This window comes from Streptomyces sp. SGAir0957, from assembly GCF_043523415.1.
Map to the genome: position 1 here is coordinate 1646526 of NZ_CP027293.1, position 19252 is coordinate 1665777.

Annotated in this window: 12 protein-coding genes; 7 read left to right on the forward strand and 5 right to left on the reverse strand. The window is 68.1% G+C overall.

What is annotated here, in order from left to right:
* Nucleotides 1–19 precede the first annotated feature (19 nt).
* Nucleotides 20–487, reverse strand: coding sequence for an ATP-binding protein (locus tag C1N81_RS12565; protein ID WP_394428875.1), 468 nt, complete (start codon nt 485–487; stop codon nt 20–22).
* A gap of 221 nt (nt 488–708) precedes the next feature.
* Here C1N81_RS12565 and C1N81_RS12570 point away from each other — a divergent pair, with 221 nt between their 5' ends.
* Together C1N81_RS12570 and C1N81_RS12575 are read left to right on the forward strand one after the other, a co-directional pair.
* Nucleotides 709–1575: a helix-turn-helix domain-containing protein gene (locus tag C1N81_RS12570; protein ID WP_394428876.1), complete on the forward strand. Its 867-nt coding sequence runs from the start codon at nt 709–711 to the stop codon at nt 1573–1575.
* Nucleotides 1572–1778 (forward strand): DUF397 domain-containing protein, encoded by a 207-nt coding sequence (locus tag C1N81_RS12575; RefSeq protein ID WP_394428877.1) that lies wholly within the window; start codon nt 1572–1574, stop codon nt 1776–1778. The genes C1N81_RS12570 and C1N81_RS12575 overlap by 4 nt, the downstream gene beginning before the upstream one ends.
* A gap of 85 nt (nt 1779–1863) precedes the next feature.
* Here C1N81_RS12575 and C1N81_RS12580 read toward each other — a convergent pair whose 3' ends face one another.
* The 4 genes from C1N81_RS12580 to C1N81_RS12595 form a co-directional block, all read right to left on the reverse strand.
* Entirely contained in the window at nt 1864–6195 is a 4332-nt protein-coding gene (locus C1N81_RS12580; RefSeq protein WP_394428878.1) for an Eco57I restriction-modification methylase domain-containing protein, read from the reverse strand.
* Nucleotides 6192–9428, reverse strand: coding sequence for a DISARM system SNF2-like helicase DrmD (gene drmD / locus C1N81_RS12585; protein ID WP_394428879.1), 3237 nt, complete (start codon nt 9426–9428; stop codon nt 6192–6194). Before drmD ends, C1N81_RS12580 begins: the two co-directional genes overlap by 4 nt.
* 146 nt (nt 9429–9574) lie before the next feature.
* Nucleotides 9575–10858, reverse strand: coding sequence for a serine/threonine-protein kinase (locus tag C1N81_RS12590; RefSeq protein WP_394428880.1), 1284 nt, complete (start codon nt 10856–10858; stop codon nt 9575–9577).
* 100 nt (nt 10859–10958) lie between these two features.
* A complete protein-coding gene (locus C1N81_RS12595; RefSeq protein ID WP_394428881.1) occupies nt 10959–11900 on the reverse strand; it encodes a serine/threonine-protein kinase in 942 nt (313 codons plus the stop codon).
* Between the two features lie 139 nt (nt 11901–12039).
* Between C1N81_RS12595 and C1N81_RS12600 the strand changes: the two genes are divergently transcribed.
* From C1N81_RS12600 to C1N81_RS12620, 5 genes are all read left to right on the forward strand, one after another.
* A complete protein-coding gene (locus tag C1N81_RS12600) occupies nt 12040–14025 on the forward strand; it encodes an N-6 DNA methylase (protein WP_394428882.1) in 1986 nt (661 codons plus the stop codon).
* A 95-nt stretch (nt 14026–14120) separates the two neighbouring features.
* Nucleotides 14121–14999 carry a nucleic acid/nucleotide deaminase domain-containing protein gene (locus tag C1N81_RS12605; RefSeq protein ID WP_394428883.1) on the forward strand — a complete coding sequence of 293 codons (879 nt, stop codon included), beginning with the start codon at nt 14121–14123 and terminating at the stop codon, nt 14997–14999.
* Nucleotides 15000–15064: 65 nt separating this feature from the next.
* The gene (locus C1N81_RS12610; protein ID WP_394428884.1) at nt 15065–16681 is read left to right on the forward strand and encodes a hypothetical protein; all 1617 of its coding nucleotides are present in this window, start codon (nt 15065–15067) and stop codon (nt 16679–16681) included.
* A gap of 127 nt (nt 16682–16808) precedes the next feature.
* Complete coding sequence (locus tag C1N81_RS12615; RefSeq protein WP_394428885.1) at nt 16809–18509, forward strand: nucleic acid/nucleotide deaminase domain-containing protein; 1701 nt, start codon at nt 16809–16811, stop codon at nt 18507–18509.
* Nucleotides 18510–18518: 9 nt separating this feature from the next.
* Entirely contained in the window at nt 18519–19100 is a 582-nt protein-coding gene (locus C1N81_RS12620) for an SUKH-4 family immunity protein (protein ID WP_394428886.1), read from the forward strand.
* Nucleotides 19101–19252 lie beyond the last annotated feature (152 nt).

A 19252-nucleotide genomic window follows, 5' to 3' on the forward strand; every position in this document is an offset into this window, starting at 1 on the left:
CCCGGACGAGGGGCGAGTATCACGTCCCCGTAGCGCTGAGGAGCACCTCCGCCCAGACGGTCTTCGTGTACGCGTCGTGGACCGTGCGTCCCCAACGGTCGGCGTATGCCTGGACGAGGAGCAGTCCGCGGCCGGAGGTTTCGTCGTCGGTGGCGGTCTCGGCGATGACGGGCGGCGGGAGGCGTTCGGGGCGGGTGTCGGTCACCTCGACGCGGAAGCCGGAGGCCAGGAGCCGCAGCGTCAGACGGAAGTCCCTGCCGGGGAGGCTGCCGTGACGGACGGCGTTCGAAGCCAGCTCGGCGGTGACGAGGGCGACGGCGCGGGCGGGGTCGGACTCGTACGGGAGGCCCGTCCACTCGGTGAACTGCTGGACGGCGAGGTGGCGGGCGAGGCGGGCACCACGTCTGCTACCGCTGAGGCACAGGGTCAATTGGCGCGCGGATGCCAGGGACGGCTTCGTCCCGCTGGTGAGTCGCTGGTGGGTCACGGTGTCAGCGTGACCGGGTGGACGACCCGCTAACCAGGCATGACGGCCGTACACCGCCCTTGTTGTGCGGAGTTGGCGGGCGACTGCGGGCTTGGTTGTACGGGGCTTGTACGGGCGTTGTACGGGTCCGGCGCGTGTCCCCGTTCCCGCAAGCCGCGTTGGACACGGACCGGTTGCAAGCGAGGCCGTGGCGGGGCGTGGAGCGGGAAGGGCGTGGACTGGTGAGGACAGTACGGGACGCACGGGAGACGCGGACTGGGCGGGGCACAAAGACCAAGGACGAGGCATTTGATCTGCCGGGCGCCTGGTCGGCGTACGGGGTGCTGTTGCAGCACTTGCGGAAGCGGGCCGGGCTGAGCCAGCAGGAACTTGGGGAGGCAATCGGTTACTCGCTGGAGCAGGTCGCGTCGGTCGAGCAGGGGCGACGACCGGCGAAGGTGGCGTTCACTGCGGCGGCGGAACGGGCGTTGGAGGCGGGCGGGGTGCTGGAGGCGCTTCAGGGGGAGGTGGATCGGGCAAAGTTGCCAAGGTTCTTCAGAAACTTCGCGCTGATCGAGGCGGAGGCAGTGAGCCGGTTCGACTATGAGCCCCTGCTGATCCCTGGGTTGTTGCAGACAGAGGCGTACTCGCGAGTCCTGTTCTCCGGACACTGCCCGCCCCTGAGCGAGGAGATCATCGATCAGCACACGGAAGCGCGACTGGGCCGGCAGAAGCTACTGACGCGAGTGCCGCTCGCGGAGCTGTCGTTCATCATCGGTGAGGAGGCGCTGCGAAATCCAGTGGGAGGCAGCGAGGTCTTGCGTGGACAATGGCAACACCTGCTGCAAGTAGGAGCGTTGCGGAACGTAGAAGTCCAGATCATGCCTGCCGCAAGCGGGTTCCACTCCGGTCTGAACGGTTCGTTCGTGGCGCTGCAGACCAAGGAGCACCGGCAGCTCGGCTACATCGAGTCTCAAGAAGTCGGGTGCGTCATCCATCATCCCGCAGAGGTCAGTGCTCTCGGGCTGCGGTATGGCAAGCTGCGATCGCAGGCTCTGAACGGCGGCGAGTCTGCGCGGCTCATCGAACGGTTGGTGGGAGAGACATGAGTATGGAGCAGGTATCCGAGAACGTGGACGAGCTGCACTGGTTCAAGAGCAGCTACAGCGGCTCGGGAGGCGGCAACTGCGTGGAGGTGGCCGCCGGCCTGGACGCCATGTACGTACGGGACTCGAAGGTCATGGATGGCGGGCCGGTGCTGCGGGTCGGCCGGGACGAGTGGGCAGCGTTCGTGGCACTCAGCATGGAGTAGGGCCGAGTACGGCTCCAGAGCGGAACAACGGGCTCGTTGACGTCACTTGAGGTGACGTCAACGAGCCCGTTGTCATGCCGACGGCTCAGAACAGGGCGCCCTCAGCGCCCTCACCGAAATCCGACCCACCTCGCGCGGCAAGCTGCTCCTTGCGCTTCCGGATGGCTTCGGGCGATGGCGCGGGCAGGTCAGGGTGCTTCTCCCGTGCCTTCTTCTCGGTCACGCCCTTGTGCAACCCGAGGTGAACCTCGTCGGCGTATGCCTGGTGATTCATCTGACGTAGGCGGTCGATAATCTCGGTTCGGGCAAGGAGGCCGATGGTGTAGCGGGTGCCCTGGTCAGTCTCATGGAAGCCGTGGTCAAGGGAGACCGTTTCGTGAGTCGGGTCTACGGGTCCAGACTCGCCCAGAAGGTCATGCCAGCCGTATGCCTCAACGGCAGCTTTGTCAATCTCCTCATGAATCCGTCGCAACTCGACGATGTCTTCGCTATTGCATTCAGGATCATGCACGAGGTTGTAGGTGTCAGTAAGACCCACACTGCGAGCCATCATCACACGCCGACGATAGGAATCCAAGCGCATCCCCGCATCCCTGAGTCGACTCGAAAGCCTAGGGAGGGAAAGCGTTTCGAAGACGTCAGTCGGGCTGTAGTTGATTCTCGTCTCCAGCGTCGATGTGCGGTCGAGAGTCCACCAGAAGTGCAGCGTACTGCTAAGAACGGCAAGAAGGGCCATATCGTCCGATGCAAATACGCTTAGTCTGTGCGTAAACACAGCCCCCGTCGGCACCATAACCGGCATAACAGCCTTGCTGACGATGGTGATCACGATGCAGCGGTCCAGAGACGCCAGCGCTCTCACCATCCCGGGTCGTTTATCCGCATAATGCCAATAACGCTGCGGAAGTGGTTTGCGTAGGGCAAACTCTCCACTCTTTGTACGCTTCTGCCTCTCAGGCTTAACATCATTCACGACCTTAGCGAAAGCCCGCGGATACTCTGCAGCCTTCAATTCCGACCAATCATGAAAGTTGATCACCCAGCGCTCAGCCGAGTGCTCCGGGTGCCCGTTGACATCCTGGCCATTGAGGTACGGAAAGAGAACTTCAGAGTACCTCTCGTCTTCCGCGATCCACTGCCGCGCCTCACTTTCCGTGACAGTGAACCCAATGCCTAGAACGTAAGAACCGATGAACGACTGACCACCGTTTCGATCAAGCACTTCCGCCCAAGATGATTCTCGAGTCGCCGGGTTCAGAGAGGTTGAGATACCATTCAACACCGCTTCTCGCCCGAGCACGACCGAAGCATCCATCCCGATATCACTTTTAGTGGTCCATACGGCGCAGTACTCAAGGACCGCCGAAGCGGATGGCCAAGGAGCACTCTTCACGGCTCTGCGGATCGTTACACCAGACGCAACGATCTGGTCCAGGCCGACTTCACGCGAATCACCCTGGGCCAGGGTATTCGTAGCGATCAATCCAGTCTGCCCAGATACGTTCACCAGCTCGTGCGCCCGAAGCTCAAAATAGGCCACAAGATCAGCACTTCCGCGCCTGCGAGAAGCGAGGAATTCCACGATGCACTCTCTGTAGTTCTCTCCCAGAGCACCGGTAATTTTCTTCCCACCCAGAAAAGGTGGATTTCCTACAATCGCATCAAACCCACCCCCCAGTGTGAACACCTCCGGAAACACCAACGGCCAATGCACCGGCCGCCGCTCCAACGCCCCCTCCGGCAGCTCGGCCCCCAGCCACTCCTCCGCCGTAGCCCGAGCCTCCCGTACCACCTCGGAGTCGTCCTCGACCCCGTCCTCCATGATCCGTTGCACGATCAACGCAGCCCGAGGGAACAGGTCCCGAACCCGCTCCCCACCCTCCTCCTCGTACCAGAGCACCCGCCCTGAAGCGCCCGTAGCGATCGCTGCCCCGGCGATGAGGTCGCCCACCAGCCGCAGTCGCCGCGAATGTCGATTGACCTCGTCAAGGCGCTCCCGCTTTCGCCTGAGAGCCATCAGGTCGACGCCCTTAATCGCGGTAATCGCCAGGCGTTCGTGCGTCAGTTGGTCCACCAACTGCCGTGCCTGCTCCGCCAGGATGTCGGCCTGCTGCGTCGGTTTCATGTGGACGCCCTGGATCTGTTCCATGCTGTGCACACCCAGCAACGAGTCGCCGCACACCAACCGGTCGTCCAGGAACGTGAACGGGCGGCCCGGGTCCATCGACACCAACCACAGCGACAGCTTGGCCATCTCCACGGCCATGGGGTTGATGTCGACGCCGTAGAGGCAGTGCTCGATGATCTCGCGTCGCGCCTCGATGACTGCCGGGTCTTGCTCGGAGTCCGCCGCAATGGCCGCCCCTGTGGCGTGCCGGACTCGGTGGGCATCAGCGTCCACCGTGAACTTGCCAGCCTTCGCCTCAAGCAGGCGGTCACCTAGGTAACGGCACGCCGCCACCAGGAACGCCGCCGAGCCCATCGCGATATCCGCAACCTTCAACGCCTTGATTTCATCTTCGGACTTCAGCCGCCACTCCCCCGTGTCCGCCGTCTGGAGCGGCCCCGGCTCGTACACCAGCGGCTCCAGCGCGTGCAGCACGACCTCCTCCGCCAGGAAGCGGGGCGTGTAGTGCGTGCCCGTGTTCTTTCTGAGGGACGACTCCGTGACGTACAGTGCGCCGTTCGGGATGACCGTCGGTAGGCCTCGCAGATCATCGCGGAGGATGCCGACGAAGGGCAGCAGTCGTTCCGTCAGCGCAGCGTCCTTCGTCACCGCGTTCAGACGGCGGCGGCCCTCCGCCGCGCCCTCCGCGCCCGACGCGGCCAGCTTCTTCTCCAACTGGCCCACCGTCGCCGGGGGCTTCGGGTCCTTCCACTTCTCGTGGATGGACTGCGCGAGCGTCTTCAACGAGCCGCCGGCCTTCGCCGCAAGTGACTCCAACTCCCGTAGCGGCACCTCGTGTTCCAGGCCCTCGGGGCCGATCAGCCCCACCATGTGCTCGGTCGCCCGGCGTCCGTCGAAGGAGAGCAGGCCCTCGTACACGTAACCGATCTGCTCGACGTCCAGCGCGCGAAAGCTGAGCGTGCGGACCTCGCGGTCCTTGCCCTTGCCGACGCGGACCTCCTGCACCGCCTGGAGCATGTGCAGGACCGTGCGGTCGTCGATCGGCAGGAGCGGGGTCGTGCGCTCCAGCCACGGGTACTTCTCCGGGTCGAAGATCGAGCCGTCGTACGCCGGGAGGTGGAAGCCCGAGCCCGAGTGGTCCACTCCCCCGTGCACGGCGTGGAAGAGGGCTATGAGGCGGTGCCATGCCGACGTCGTGTGCTCCAGTGACGTCTCGCCCTCCTCGTCCGCCCGTGCCTTCAGTTCGTCGCGCAGGAAACGGGCCGAGTACGATCGGGCGTAGATCTCGTTGTCCGCCGGGAGCAGACCTCGTTCCTCGGCGAAGAGGAGGAAGACAACCCGCATCATGACCGCCACCGCGCCGCGGTAGACCTCGCTCGCGGGTACGCCCGACGCGTGCAGGCCCGGCGCCCCGTGCTCGATCGCGCGTACGTCCGCCCGGCCGATGGCGTCCACGAGGAGTTCGACGGCCTGGCGGACCTGGACGCCCAGCGCCTCGGTGACGTCCTCGCCCGCTGCGAGGCTCGCCTTGAGCAGGCCGACCAGCGTCTCGGCCTCGTCGTACTCGAAGAAGCGGCGGCGGCGCAGCAGGGAGACGAACGCGCGGACCACATTGCGTTCGGCCGCCTCGTTCCAGCCTATGGAGTCGAAGACGGCCGTCGTGGTGACACCGCCCACCGGGGCCCATACCAGGCACCACCAGCGGCCGTCGGTGACGAGGCCGAGCGGTACGCCGTGGTGGCGCAGGAGGCGGGCCAGGCGGTCGGCGGGGGCCGCCGCCCAGTCGCCGCCACCGCCCGGGCGGGCGGTGGGCGCGGTGCCGGCCGGGACCGTCATGCCGAGCAGCCGCACCCGCTTGGTGGCAGCCTCGACGCTGGGTTCGGTTGCCAGGTCGGTGCCCGGGTCGGCCAGCGCGAAGTCGGGTCGGACCTCCGTGTTGTGCTCGGCGACGCGCAGAGTGAGGCGGTCCAGGCCGTGGTGCTCGGAGCCCCCTACTCGTAACGTCAGGGCGTCGTTCCAGCCCAGCAGGCGGCCCAGGACGTACGCCACCCACTCGTCGCGCCCGGCGACGGTGTCCGTCTGCCAGTCGGCGTGGCGGGCGCGCAGCCGGGCGCGCTCGTCCTTCTCCAGGGTGTCGAGCTGGGGCCAGGCCCGCAGCAGGACGGGCATGGTCAGGAAGGGGCCGGAGACCTCGGTGAGGTCCAGCCACTCCTGGTGCTGCCGGCGGCCGTCGGCGGCCTGGGCCTTGGCGGCGGCTACTCCACGGCTCATGGGGCGGCGGGGGCTCATCGGCGGGCTTCCTTTGCGGGGATCACGAAGACGACTGCGGCGGGGAAGAGGTGCGAGCGGGGTTCGCGGTATCGGGCGGCGATGGCTGCGAGTTCGCGCTCGCGCTCGGCGGGGAGGCCTTCGAGGCGTTCCCGCCAGCGGCGGCGGTCGTCCTCGAACTGGCGGCGTTCGTGACCGGTCAGCTCGTGGGTGGAGAGGAGGGCGAGTTGTTCGCCCTCGCCGTCGCCCTCCTCCTTGAGCTTGGTCCGCAGGGTGGCCTCGAAGCGGTCGAGGGTGGCGGTGATGCGGCGCTCCTCCTCGGCCCGGCGGTCGGCGAGGCGGCTCTCCAGCTGGCGGCCGAGTTCGGCGGCGCGGGCCTCGAGGGACCGGTAGAGCGGGTCGCGGAGGCGCGGCCAGGCCTCGGTGAGTTCCCCGCGCAGGTGCGGGGCGGCCTCGGTGCCGTCGGTGAGCGCCTGGGACAGGACCCTGCCCTGTTCGCCGACCGACTCCCAGCGGCGGAAGCGGCCCGTGTCGCCGAACCAGCCGCCCGCGTACAGGACTTCCTCGTGCAGGCGGGTGCCGTCGGTGCCGACGAGGACGTAACGGGCGTAGGCGGAGACCAGGGTGGTGGTGAGCGCCGGGTCGTCGGAGACGACAGCGGTGACGCGGTGCAGGCCGACCGAGTCCGCGTTCCAGACGGCGGCGGTGAGCAGGCGCGTCGAGAGCGCGACGAGCGGGTGCTTGAGGTGCGCGAGGACCACGTCGTCACGGCCGTGGGCGGCGACCGCCGGGGAGAAGGTGAGCGGGCGCTGCTCACCCTCGCGGAGCTTGTGGGCGAGGCCGCGCGTCGCTCGTTCCCAGCTTCCGGAGAGGGGCTGTACGTCGAACAGGTCGCCCGGCTCGAAGCCCTCGGCGTGCGCGGGCAGGAGGGCGGGCTGGTGGTCGAGATCCAGGGCCGTGTCGACGACGCGCTTGACGTTCGCAGGTGTCAGACCAAGGGCGGCGACCGTGTCCTCGTACTGGTCGGCGAGTCTTCTGGTCTGCGCGGTGACGTTCTGTTCGGGGGCGACCTCGCCGCCGGTGCGGCGGCCCTTGATGGGTCGGGGCTTGGCGTTCTCGATGTCGACGGGCGCCGTGTCACCCGTCATGCGGCGCTGTACGGCGTCGGCGAGGACGGCGTTGACGGAGCCGAGGTCGTGCTCCATGCGCGCGACCTTCTTGGCCACGCGGGAGAGGAACTCGAGGTCGGCCTCGTAGGAGCCCGCCTGCGCCTCCTGCCATCCGGAGCCGATGAAGTGGGTTATCTCCGGGTCCCGCTTCTGGCCCCAGCGGTCGATGCGGCCTATTCGCTGCTCGAGCTTGTTGGGGTTGAAGGGTATGTCGTAGTTGATCAGGCAGTGGCAGTGGTTCTGGAGGTCGATGCCCTCGCCGGCGGCGTCGGTCGCGAGCAGGATGCGGACCTTGCCCTCGGGGAGGGAGGGGTCCGCCTGGAAGCCGAGGCGGATGCGCTCGCGCTCCTCGGTGGGCAGGCCGCCGTGCAGGCGCTCGACGCGGCCTCCGTCGGTCAGCTTCTCCTGTTGGAGGAGGTCATGGAGCCATTCCTGGGTGTCGCGGTACTCGGTGAAGACGACGACCCGCTCGTCCGTCCACTTCTTGCCGTCGGGGCGGCATACGGCCTTGAGTGCGCGGATGAAGGCCTCGGCCTTGGAGTCGGGGGCGGCCTCATGGGTGAGGGCCCAGCGCTCCATCTCCTGAAGCAGGTCGAGTTCCCGGCCGTCCTCGGCGGGGGTGAGGGAGGTGGAGCGGGTGAGGGCATCGTCCTCCGCGTCGACCAAGCCGGTGTCGTCGAGGTCGGCGACCAGGTCGGCGAACTCCTCCAGCCACTCGGGGACCTCGGCGGCGGCCGAGCGTCCGCCACGGCCCGGTCCGGTGTCCTCCAGGTGGGAGAGGTAGACCTGGACGGTGTGGAGGAAGGCCGCCGGGGAGGAGAAGAGTCGTTTCTTCAGGAGCAGGGTGACCAGGTCGGCGGCACGGCGGCCGCCACGGGCCTTCGGCGTGAGTTTCTGGCGGCGCTGTTCCGCGAACGACCCGAGCAGCTGGTGGATCTCGCGCTCCTGCGGCGTGTATTTCACGGGGAGTTCGAGGGTCCTGCGGGTACGGAAGCGCGGTGTGCCGTCGGCGTTGGTGACGGTGGACTTCAGGCGCCGTACGACGGTGTCCCTGAGCGCTTCCTTGTCGGGGTCGACGCCGCGGGCGAAGCGCTGGTCGTCGATGAGTTCGAGGAGGGCCGTGTACGACTCGGGATAGCCGTTGTGCGGGGTGGCGGAGAGGAAGAGCCGGTGCTCGAAGTGCGGGACGAGGCGCCGGAGCAGCTTGGTCTGCTGGGAGTCGACGGCGTAGACCTGCTTGGGCGCGGCGGGCGCGACGTGATGGGCCTCGTCGAGGACGAGCAGGTCGAAGAAGCGCTTGTGCTCACCGTCGGAGCTCTCCTCGGGGGAACCGATGACCTCGTCGAGGAGGCGCTGGGCCTTCTGGCCACGCAGCCAGGGCAGGGAGACGATGGTGAGCGGGTGGACGCGGAAGGGGTTGGCGGCCGTGCCGTGGGTGCGGCGCAGGCGGGCGCAGTGCTCGGAGTCGACGATGGTGAACTCCAGGCCGAACTTCTCGGCCATTTCGTCACGCCACTTGAGCGTGAGGCCGGCCGGGCAGACGACCATGGTGCGCCGGGCCCGGCCGCGCAGCATCAGCTCCTGGACGACGAGACCGGCCTCGATGGTCTTGCCGAGGCCCACGTCGTCGGCGAGAAGGAGGTTGACGCGGGGGGCGCCGACGGCGCGCGAGACCGGTTCCAGCTGGTACGGCTCGACGGCGACGCCTGAGCGGAACGGCGCCTGGAGCGTCTTGCCGTCGGCCGACGCCACGGCGGACCAGCGAACGGCGTCGAGGAACGCCGCAAGGCGGTTCGGTGAGTCGTACTGGCCGGACGAGGCGTCGGGGAGCGAGCCCGCGGGCAGCACGCGGCGGCCGGGCTCGACCTCCCAGATGACGGAGAGGGTGTCGCCGAAGCGGCCGTCGGCGACGGACTGGAGGTGGATGAGGGTGGCACGTCCGCGCCCCTCGTCACCGTCGGCGGCCGGGGACGGCTCGACGCGGGCGACGACCCAGGACTGGCCGCGCACCTCGACGAGGTTGCCCTCCTCGGGGAGTCGTTCCGCCCTCGCCCACTCGGTCTGGCGCTGAACTGCTGACGTCATGGGCGTTGTCCCCCTCGATGACTCCGCTGCCGCCCGTAGACAGTCGCCTGTCTCCCCACCGGTACGACGCCAACGGAGATTAACATCGCAGCTGGGACTGTGAACAGAGCTCACAAGCCATTTGTGGTGACGGATTTGACGACCACTCAAGTCATGCGGTTGAGCCGCTCAAGCAGGGAACGACTGCGTCCGCGCCGGACGTCGTTCACCGGCCGGTTCCCTTCCTCGTCGTCGGCCAGGCGCCGCAACAGCTCGGCTGCGGGGTACCGTTGACCTGTGCGGACCAGGAGGACAGCGATCTCGTACCGCGTGTCCAGCACAGAGGGGTCATCCGGTTCGAGCAGGCTGCGCTGTTCGGCCAGGACCGATCTCAGCTCTTCCAGCGCCTCGCGGCTACGGCCGAGTGCGCCGGTGCACAGGGCGGCACCGACCCGGGCGGCGAGGCGATCGGCGCGGCCGAGGCCCGGGGCCGCAATGAACTCCTCGTACTCCCGCAGGGCTTGGGCCGGATGCCCCGCCCGAAGCAAAGCGGCCATCTCCGCGAGGCGCGGGTGCGCGAAAGCCGTCGGGACGCTCGTGCCGGACGGTGACCGCACCTGCGTCCGCGTCGGGGACCAGGCCGCGAGCAGTGCGGCCACCTCTTCCGCGGACGCCGGCCGGTCCTCCGGTCTCTTCTCCAGCAGCGCCTCTACGAGCTCGCGCAGGCCGTCCGGGACTTCGGGGCGGCGCTCGGTGAGCGGGGGCACCGGCTCGCTCGCGTGCCGGTGATACAGCATGAAGGGGCTCGCGTCGGTGAACGGCGGTGTCCCGGCGAGCAGTTCGTACAGGACGCAGCCGAGTGAGTAGAGGTCGCTCGCGGGCACGGTCTTGCCGACCGCCTGCTCGGGAGCCATGTAGACGACGGTTCCGGGGGTCGCGTTGGCTGCGGTGAAGCGGGTCTCGCCGGGCCGAGGTTCCAGGGCGGCGGCGACACCGAAGTCGAGGACCTTCACCTCACCGTCCGGCGTGATCATCAAGTTGGACGGCTTGAGGTCACGGTGCACCACGCCCTCGCCATGGGCGTAGGCCAGTACATCGGCTACGCGCCACGTGACGTCCGCCGCACGCTCGACGGGCAGGGGGCCGTCACTCGCGAGGACGGCGTCCAGCGCACGTCCCGGCACGAGGTCCATGACGAGGTACAGGTCGCCCTCATGACTGCCGTGATCGTGGACGGTGGGGATACCGGGGTGCTTCAGGCGGCTGGTGAGACGCGCCTCCCGCAGGAACCGGCGCTCCAGCGTGCCGAGTTCGGCTGCGAGGCCACGGGGCGGGAGCAGCTTGACTGCCACATCTCTGCCCTGGTCACGGTCGTACGCCGCCCAGACGACCCCCATACCGCCCCGGCCCAACTCACGCGTTAACTCGTACCGTCCAAGGCTTCGTCGCATCGCGCCCGCCCCCAAGTCCCGGCGCCCGCGGCGCCCGTCACCACCCCTGCGGCCGGGAGTGGCGCAACGCCTCCGGCCGACGCGATCATCCTCTCACTGTTCACACGGGTTTCGGCCCCTGCGGCACGACGAAGGGCCTGCGGGGATCCTCGGCCAGGGACCGGCGGACGGCCGTCTCGGGCGCCGGAGCGGGAAGGTAGGGGGCGAGCGCCGCGTACACCTCGGCGGCGGAGGCGGGCCGGTCCTCCGGGCGCTTCGCGAGCAGGGCGGTCAGCAGGTCCTGGAGACCACGGGGAACGCGGACGCCCGTGTCGGAGACGAGGGGCGGGGTCGCGCCCAGGTGGTACGAGGCCAGGAGCGCGGGTTGGTCGGTGGCGAAGGGAGCGCTGCCCGTGAGCATGTGGTGCAGCAGGCAGCCCACGGCGTAGAGGTCACTGCGTCCGTCGAGCGGATCGCGGGCCGCGAGCAGTTCGGGCGACGCGCAAAGGATGTTGCCGATGCTCTCGCCCGTCATCGTGAGGCGCGGGTCGGTGTCGCTCAGCAGCTTCACCAGTCCGAAGTCGAGGATCTTGACGATGCCGTCCCGCCGCACCATGACGTTCTGCGTCTTCAGATCGCGGTGCACGAGGCCCGCCGCGTGGACCGTGGACAGCCCGGCACACAGCTGCGCGGCGACGGCTGCCGCCGTGGGTACGTCGAACCGCTCACCCTCCTGCTGATCGAAGAGATGCTCCAGCGTGGCGCCCTCGATGAGTTCCATGACCAGGCAGCAGGTGTCGTCCGTGATCGACGCGTCGAAGACCGTGGTGATGTTGGGATGGTCGAGGCGTGCGGCGGCCCGCGCCTCCCGCTGGAAACGCGCCAGCGCCTCCTTGCGGCTCTGCGGGACGGCCAGCAGCTCCGCGGCGACCGTCTTCACTGCCACGGGCCGGTCCAGATCCAGGTCACATCCCTGCCACACCTGCCCCATCACACCTCGGCCCAGCACCGACCGAAGCTGGTATCGATCGCGCAGCACCACGCCCGACGCGAATTCCAGCATTTCCCCTGCCCTCCACAATCCCCACACAGTCGGCGCACACTCTTCCTGTGAACTCAGTCAAAGAGCGTAGTAGCCTTTCGGGGAGCAGGCCGCTGGGACGCCGAGAACTCGGCCGGCCGAGCACCTCGGAGGCCGTTCGATGAGCACACCCAACGCCGTACCCGTCAGCCTCGCCGAGATCGCCAGGATCGCGGGCGTGGGGCGCGCGGCGGTGAGCAACTGGCGCCGCCGCCACGACTCGTTCCCCACCCGCATCGGGGGCACCGACGTCAGCCCCCAGTTCTCCCTGTCCGATGTCGAGCGATGGCTCAGGGAGAACGGCAAGCTCAAGGACGTCTGCGGCCTAGAACTGCTCTGGCCGCGCATCGAGGCACTGGGCAGCCGGGAGGAGTCGGGCCTGGCCGTCGCCGAGGCGGCCCGCCTGATGCGCGCTCCCCGCGCCAAGAGGTCGGCCTTCGACCTCTCCTCCGAGGCAGTGGAGCTGGCACGTGAAGCGGCACGGCTGGGGCGCGCCGAAGGCCCTCGCCCGACCTTCGAGTTCCTCCTGCAACGCTGGCTAGAGACCCATGTGCGGCAGCTCAGCACCACGCCACCCCCGCTGGCCTCGCTGATGGCCCGGATCGCCCTCACCCTCCGGCTCGGTGAGGACGACAGCGGCCTCATGGTCCTCGACCCCGCCTGCGGCACGGGACACCTGCAGGCGGCAGCGGCTGAGGAGTACGAAGGGGCGGGCCTGACCCTGCTGGGGTGCGAACGGGACCCGGCACTCGCCGCCCTCGCCGCTGCCCGCCTGGGCTTCGTGACCGAGCGACGGGACATCCGTACGGAGACGGCCACGGCCGACGCGCTGCGCGACAACCCGTTCGCCGGGCGACGTGCCGACATCGCCCTGTGCAACCCACCGTTCAACGAGCGCGACTGGGGCTACGAGGAACTCGCCACCGACCAGCGCTGGACACACGGACTTCCGCCGAGGACGGAGCCGGAGCTGGCCTGGGTGCAGCACGTGCTGTCCCACCTCGGCCCGGGGGGCACGGCCGTCGTCGTGCTCCCGCCCGCCGTCGCCTCACGCAAAGCCGGTCGGCGCATTCGCGGCTCCCTGCTGCGGACCGGGGTGCTGCGAGCGGTCGTCGCCCTCCCGCCCGGCAGCGCACAGCCGCACAGCGTGTCCCTCCAGCTGTGGGTCCTGCGGGCGGCTCCGGCTTCCGCCACGTCCGCTCCCCCGATCCAGGACGCGCTCCTGGTGGACGCCACGCGCTTCGCCCGGCCCGGCGCACGCGAGCCAGGACCCGATTGGGATGCCCTCGGCTCGTTCGTCATGTCCGCCGTGGAGCTTCTCGACCGCCCGGACGACGACCTACCGGAGAGCGCCGTACGCGTCCCGCTGCTCGACCTGTTGGACGACGAGGTGGATGTCACGCCTGGGCGCCACGTTGCCACTGGTGCGGAGCCCTCCGGCACGGAACTCGCCGCCGTCGGCGTCGAGATGTCGGCCTCTCTGACAGACCTCGAAAGGCACTTGCGGTACCTCTCCAAGCTGTCCTTCGAAGCGGAGGAACCGCACCCTACGACCACGGTCGGCGACCTCGTCAAAGCGGGTGTCCTGACGTTGCGCGCCGGCCAGCAGCCGCCGGACACCGCCACCGCGCCCGGCGCCGACGCAGTCCCCCTGCTCTCCATCCCCGACCTGCTGGCGGACGGTGCCCCCAGCGGACTGATCCCCCGCGAAGCGGCACAGGCCGTCGTCGAGGACGGAGACGTCGTGGTCGCGGGTGTCGTGCGGGCCTTCAAGGCGTGGGTCCACACAGGGCCACCGATGGCCCTGGGTCCTCAGCTCTACGCTCTCCGGGTGGATCCCGAGAAGTCTCACGCCGACTTTCTCGCCGGCTGCCTGTGCGCGCCCGCGAACGGACGTCAGGCAGGCACCCACGCATCCAGCTCGTCCCGGGTCGACATTCGGCGCCTTCAGGTGCTTCAGCTGCCCCTGGAGAAGCAAATGACCTATGCCGAGACCTTCCGCCGTCTCGGCGCCATGGAGACGCTCCTGGCTCGGGTCGCCGACCAAGGCAAGGGCCTCGTGAGCGGAGTGAGCGATCGACTGGCGGCGGGCGGGTTGCTCGCCTGAGGGACCCGACGTCGGCACCCGCCACGCGGTCGCTGGGGCGGCCGGTACCCGGTTAGGGTCTATGCCGACCGTTTCCCACCGCGAGAGGTATCCCGATGTCTGAGTCCGTCCCGGACCCGTCCGTCGCTCACTTCGGTCCGGACGGGATGCGCCGCTTCAGCGTGCCCGGTGCACACAGCGGTCGCCTGCCGGAGGACGCACTGCGCGTGCTGGCGGGCACGGGCGTGCCTCTGCATGTCGCCCCGTACTTCACTGCTGCGGCAGAGACGGACGGGTCCACCCTTGGCATGTACGCGGGGCATCATGGCGTCTCGGGGCTGGGCAATGACCCGGCTGACTGGCTCCGTCTGGGGACGGACGGGCTGGCGCATGTGTGCGTACGGCCCGACGGGGCGTTGCAGGCCGTGTTTCTCGGTGACGAAGAGCCCGACATGTACGTCAGCTCCAGCGTCGAGTCTTTCTCTCATTCCCTGGCGGTGCTGGACCGCCGCCGGGCGGAACTTGCCGCGTCGACGAGTATGCCCGCGGCGGCAGCCGTGTTCCGCGAGCTCGATGCCGAGCTTCGCCGGATCGACCCGGTCGCGTTCGAGTTTCGCGAGAGTTGGTGGCCGCGGGTTGTCGAGGACATCGGCCACACCACGAGTTTCGGCTTTATGGCGACGTTCGAGTACACGGACGCCAACGGCAACAAGCACCTCGTGTCGGAGGCCACCGGTGTAGGGCGTCCTCACCCCGAGGAAGTCGTGTGGCAACAGCTTTCGGCTCAGGGGGTTGAGCCGGCGCAGGTGCTGCGCGTGCACTGCGACCTTCAGCCTTGCAAGATGCCCGGCCACTACTGCGCTGTCTGGATGCAACGCCTCCTACCACAAGCGGAGTTCACGCACCGATTCGACTACGGCACCGATGCACAAAGTCGTGAACAGGGACTCATGAGCCTGATGAAATATGTGGCCGAGCAGGCGGGCAGCGAATGAGCGACGCGGTATGGGAGCGGCCTCCCGCCGGGCGGGAGCCGGCGGGTGCTGCGTTGCTGTCGTGGATGGCAGATCCGCAGGCACCGCGCCTGTGCACGGTCACGGGAGGCGCGGGGACCGGTAAGTCACAACTACTGGCCTGGCTGATCGCACATGGAACGCGGCCAGGCACGCCGGTGAACCGGCGCGTTCACGGCTTCGTACCTCTGACTGGTCAGACAGCGCTGACGACGTCGTTGATGCTGGCGCAACAGTTGTCGATCGCAGCCCGTACACCGGGCGAACTTGTGGCGGCGTTGAGTGATGATGCGCGCCGCACATTGATTGTGCTGCCGGATCTGCACGCCGCCGACTCCTTGAAAGAGGTGACCGAACTGGTTCAGCGGTTGCTGGAGTTGGATCAGGTTCGGCTGATCGTGGAGTGTCGCAGCGATACCGCACCGCAGCTGGGGGCGCGCCCCGCGGCCGTCATGAACCTGGACGACCCGCAGTGGACGGACACGGCGCGGCACAGCGCGTGGGCTGCAAGCCAGGCGCGTCAGCCGATAACCGCCGACCAGGCGCAGCAGGCCTCCGCCCCAGTGGGAGCAGTGGATCTGAGCGACCCGGCTGCCGTCTGTGCTGCTGCGGAGCCCTGGTCCGTCACCGCGCGCTACGAGCGATCCGGGGAGGCGCATGGCGGCCTACGTGCGGCCTGGCTGCGTGCCGGAGCGTCGCTGATCCGGGACCAGGAACCGACCGACCGGGCCTTGGTGTTGCATGCGGCGCTCGGAGATGACGCCGATCCCCGGCTGGAAGGGGAACTTTCCGCTCTCGCCGGTGACGCTGCCTGGCGCGTGCGCTGGAGCCGTGTCCGCGGTGACTTCACTCCCCCGTGGCCGGGGCCCGCTCGAGCGCTGGCCGCGGGCCGCGGGCATCTGTCAGGAGCGCTCGTGGTCGCGGACCACCAGGACACCGTGCGCCTGCTCAAGGGCGCGGATGCCACTGCGGTCGGCCGTCTTCCACAACCGGTGGCGCAGCCACGCGCTGTCGCGGTGCGGCCGGATGGAACCGCGCTGTTGCTGGACGTGCATGGCCATCTGCACGTCCAGCGCGGTGTGTCGGCGCCCAAGCCCACCGGGATCGCCGCGCTCCTGGACACTGAGCCCTCGTTGGAAGAACGGCTCCTGGACGCGGTCGGCAACCGCCTCAAGGGCGTGCCGGCCACCGCGTTGGCGTGCTGCGAGACGGTGATTGCCGTGGGCGATACCGAGGGGGCGGTCCTCGGTTTCTTCGCCGAGGAAGGGGGGTGGTCGCCGCGGAGCGTCCCGTTGCACGAAGGCGCCGTCACTGCCCTAGCCGTGGTGGACCTCCCAGATGCGCATGCCGATGCCGCCGTGCCGTTGCTGTACAGCGGCGGCGCGGACGGGCGCGTTCGGGCCTGGCGGACGGACGCCGAGCCGCTGCCGACAGCCGTGGCAGCACGTCGCGCGCCGGTGACCTCGCTGGCCGTCGGCCATACCGATGTGGGCCTGGCACTGGCTATCGGCTGGTCCGACGGGCTGGTCGAACACCGCTTCCTGGAGACGGCCGCGGTGCGGACCTTCCGGCCCGGTGCGTCCGTATCCGCACTTGCGTTGCTGTCCGATGGTGGCCTGGTCGTGGGAACGGACGAGGCTCTGCTCTGCCTGCAGGCCGTATAGACCTCGTCGAGCGGGAGTCGGCATGTCACAGTCACGCCATAGCCGCCAGTGACCCCTTGCGTCCCAGCCAGCACTGCTCGTTAAAATTTTCGAGCATCGTGTCTGTGCGCAGAGGGGGCTACGGGGGATGGGCTACACGATTCCGGGCTGGCTGGACGAGGTCCTGGAGTTCATCGGGATCAACTTCCCGAACGTGGACGAGGACGACTACCGCGAAATGGCAACCGCCATGCGGGAGTTCGCCGAGCAATTCGAAGGGCACGGCGGTGACGCTCATAAGGCGTTCTCGCGCATTCTGTCCTCCTCCGAGGGCTGGGCCGTCGATTCGATGGAGAAGCACTGGACCCAGGTCAAGGGCAGTCATCTGGAAAAACTTCCCGAGCTGGCCCGGCTGTTCGCGGACGCCTGCGATGTCCTCGCCGACATCATCTTCGGGATGAAGACCAAGGCCGAGATCGAACTCGCGGTCATGGCCGGGTCCGTGGGCGTGTCCATGGGGCTCGCTGTGGTCACCGGCGGCCTGTCCGCGCTGATCGGCGCGGCCGAGATCACGGCGATGCGGCAGGTCGTGAAGCGGATCATCGACGAGGCCGTGGACCGGATCGTCGACGAGGTCATCGCCAAGATCACCGAGCCGATCAACGCCAAGCTCGAATCCATGGTCGAGGACATGGTTCTCGACCTGGCCGAAGGAGCGTTCCATATGCCGGCCGACACGGGCGGCGGCAAGAGCGGCCACGGCGGCATGCAGCTCGCCTCGGCCGACGGCGCCGGCAGCTCGGGCGGTTCGAAGAAGCGCACCTACATCGACCACATCGAGTTCGAGGACGGCGCCGACAAGGTCGCCGGTCACGGCACGCACCTCAAAGGGACCTCCACACACCTGTCGAAGGCCCGGGGCGCCTTCGGCCGGAGCAAGGGCCGCGACCCCTTCACCAACGTCTTCGACCCGGTCCTGCACGGTGGGCTCAAAGGCGCCGAGAAGGCCCTGAACAAGATCGGCGACCACATCGCGGAATCCATACCCAAGCGGGTGAAGGGTGCCTCGGCCCTGCACAAGGGCAAAGACCACGAGGTCCGCGACCGCGCCAACCAGGTCAAGACGGACGCCGCCAAGACCGACGGCCCCAAGCGGGACGTGCCGATGTACCTGCTCAACACCAGCGGCCACGTGGACCGCCTGCACGCCGACGGCACCCGGACCAGGGTCACCGGCCAGGAAGCGGATCTGCCGGACATCGTCGGCGGGGACGGCAAGGTGTGGCGCTACCGCTCGACGGACAAGGGCAGCAATCCCTATCCGGTGGACACCAAGGAGGAGGACAACGCTGTCGAGTCCCGGCGGCTGGATCCGGATGAGACGCACCCACTCGCGGAAGCCACCCAGCTGGCCCGCTACGCGAAGGGCGACTACGCGAACGGCAACTACGCGGCCGTGCACTACACGGACTCCAACGGCAACCCGTTCATCCTGGTCGGGCACAGCCAAGGCGTCCACTCCGAGCGGACGATCGGCTATCCGATTCTCAGAGACGGCAATCCAGCAGGTGTGGGCGACCTCTACACCGAGCGAGAACCCTGCCAAGCAGCCAGTTCATGGTGTGACAAGTGGATCGGCGAGCACTTCGGCTCGGAGCTGGAGGTCACACACTCGCACAGCTATGACCAGACACTCGACGAGAACGGCAAACAGGACCGCAAAAAGGACGTCGAGCACACAGCCTTCAAGGACAACCTGAAAGAATGGCATCGTCAGCACGGTCTGAGTGCCGGAATGATGACGGAATCGGACGGTGCGGCCATGGAGGCCGCGAGGAAGCGCAAGTGAGGCGAGCGAGTGCTCTTCAACGTTGACCATGACACGCTGGCAGACATCAGCCTCGTCGAGGATGTCACCCGCCTGTCCGAGGCGACGGCCCGGCAGTACGGCTTCGACGGCGAGACGCAGGACTTTCTCACCCGCGTGGGACTACCCAGCGCCGAAGAGTACGAGATCGGCTTCTACCTGCCCCAGGAGTTCGATGCGGACTTCGTCTGGAACTGCACGGCCAAGGCCGCCGAGGGTTGGAAGGCCCCGGAGGGCGTCGAGACCGTCGTCAAGATCGGCAATTTCCCGATTAACGCGGTCACGCTCGACCCGCGCACAGGCACGGTCTACCAGTACACCGAGGGCGGCATGCAGGCCATCGCCATCCACCAGGACATCTCCTCCCTCATGCAGACGACGGCCCTGTTCCTGGACTACATCGGCTCCTACGACGCCGGGGACGAAGACCCGGAGTACGCTGACGCCCGCCGCCAGCAGGAGGTGGAGGCACTGATGGCCCGCATCCGTGAGGTGGATCCCCTCCCCTTCGCTCACGAGTACAGCGAGTGGGTCGAGCTCTTCGACAATTTGCAAGGCGGCATGTACACGTAACGCCACATCGTCGCCTTTGGCACGCTCGGCCGGCCTGCTGAGAACTGGGCCCTATCGCCGTTCATTTCGGTGACCCGAGCTCTCACGGTCGGCAACCTCAACGGCCGGCAGGGGGCACCTAGCACAGCCGGATGCCTCGCCGGTCGGAGGCA

Coding starts and splice junctions, on each gene's coding strand:
- C1N81_RS12605 (WP_394428883.1), top strand. CDS start 14,121: ATGTCTGAGTCCGTCCCGGACCCGTCCGTCGCTCACTTCGGTCCGGAC.
- C1N81_RS12610 (WP_394428884.1), top strand. CDS start 15,065: ATGGCAGATCCGCAGGCACCGCGCCTGTGCACGGTCACGGGAGGCGCG.
- C1N81_RS12575 (WP_394428877.1), top strand. CDS start 1,572: ATGAGTATGGAGCAGGTATCCGAGAACGTGGACGAGCTGCACTGGTTC.
- drmD (WP_394428879.1), bottom strand. CDS start 9,428: ATGACGTCAGCAGTTCAGCGCCAGACCGAGTGGGCGAGGGCGGAACGA.
- C1N81_RS12580 (WP_394428878.1), bottom strand. CDS start 6,195: ATGAGCCCCCGCCGCCCCATGAGCCGTGGAGTAGCCGCCGCCAAGGCC.
- C1N81_RS12590 (WP_394428880.1), bottom strand. CDS start 10,858: ATGCGACGAAGCCTTGGACGGTACGAGTTAACGCGTGAGTTGGGCCGG.
- C1N81_RS12615 (WP_394428885.1), top strand. CDS start 16,809: ATGGGCTACACGATTCCGGGCTGGCTGGACGAGGTCCTGGAGTTCATC.
- C1N81_RS12600 (WP_394428882.1), top strand. CDS start 12,040: ATGAGCACACCCAACGCCGTACCCGTCAGCCTCGCCGAGATCGCCAGG.
- C1N81_RS12595 (WP_394428881.1), bottom strand. CDS start 11,900: ATGCTGGAATTCGCGTCGGGCGTGGTGCTGCGCGATCGATACCAGCTT.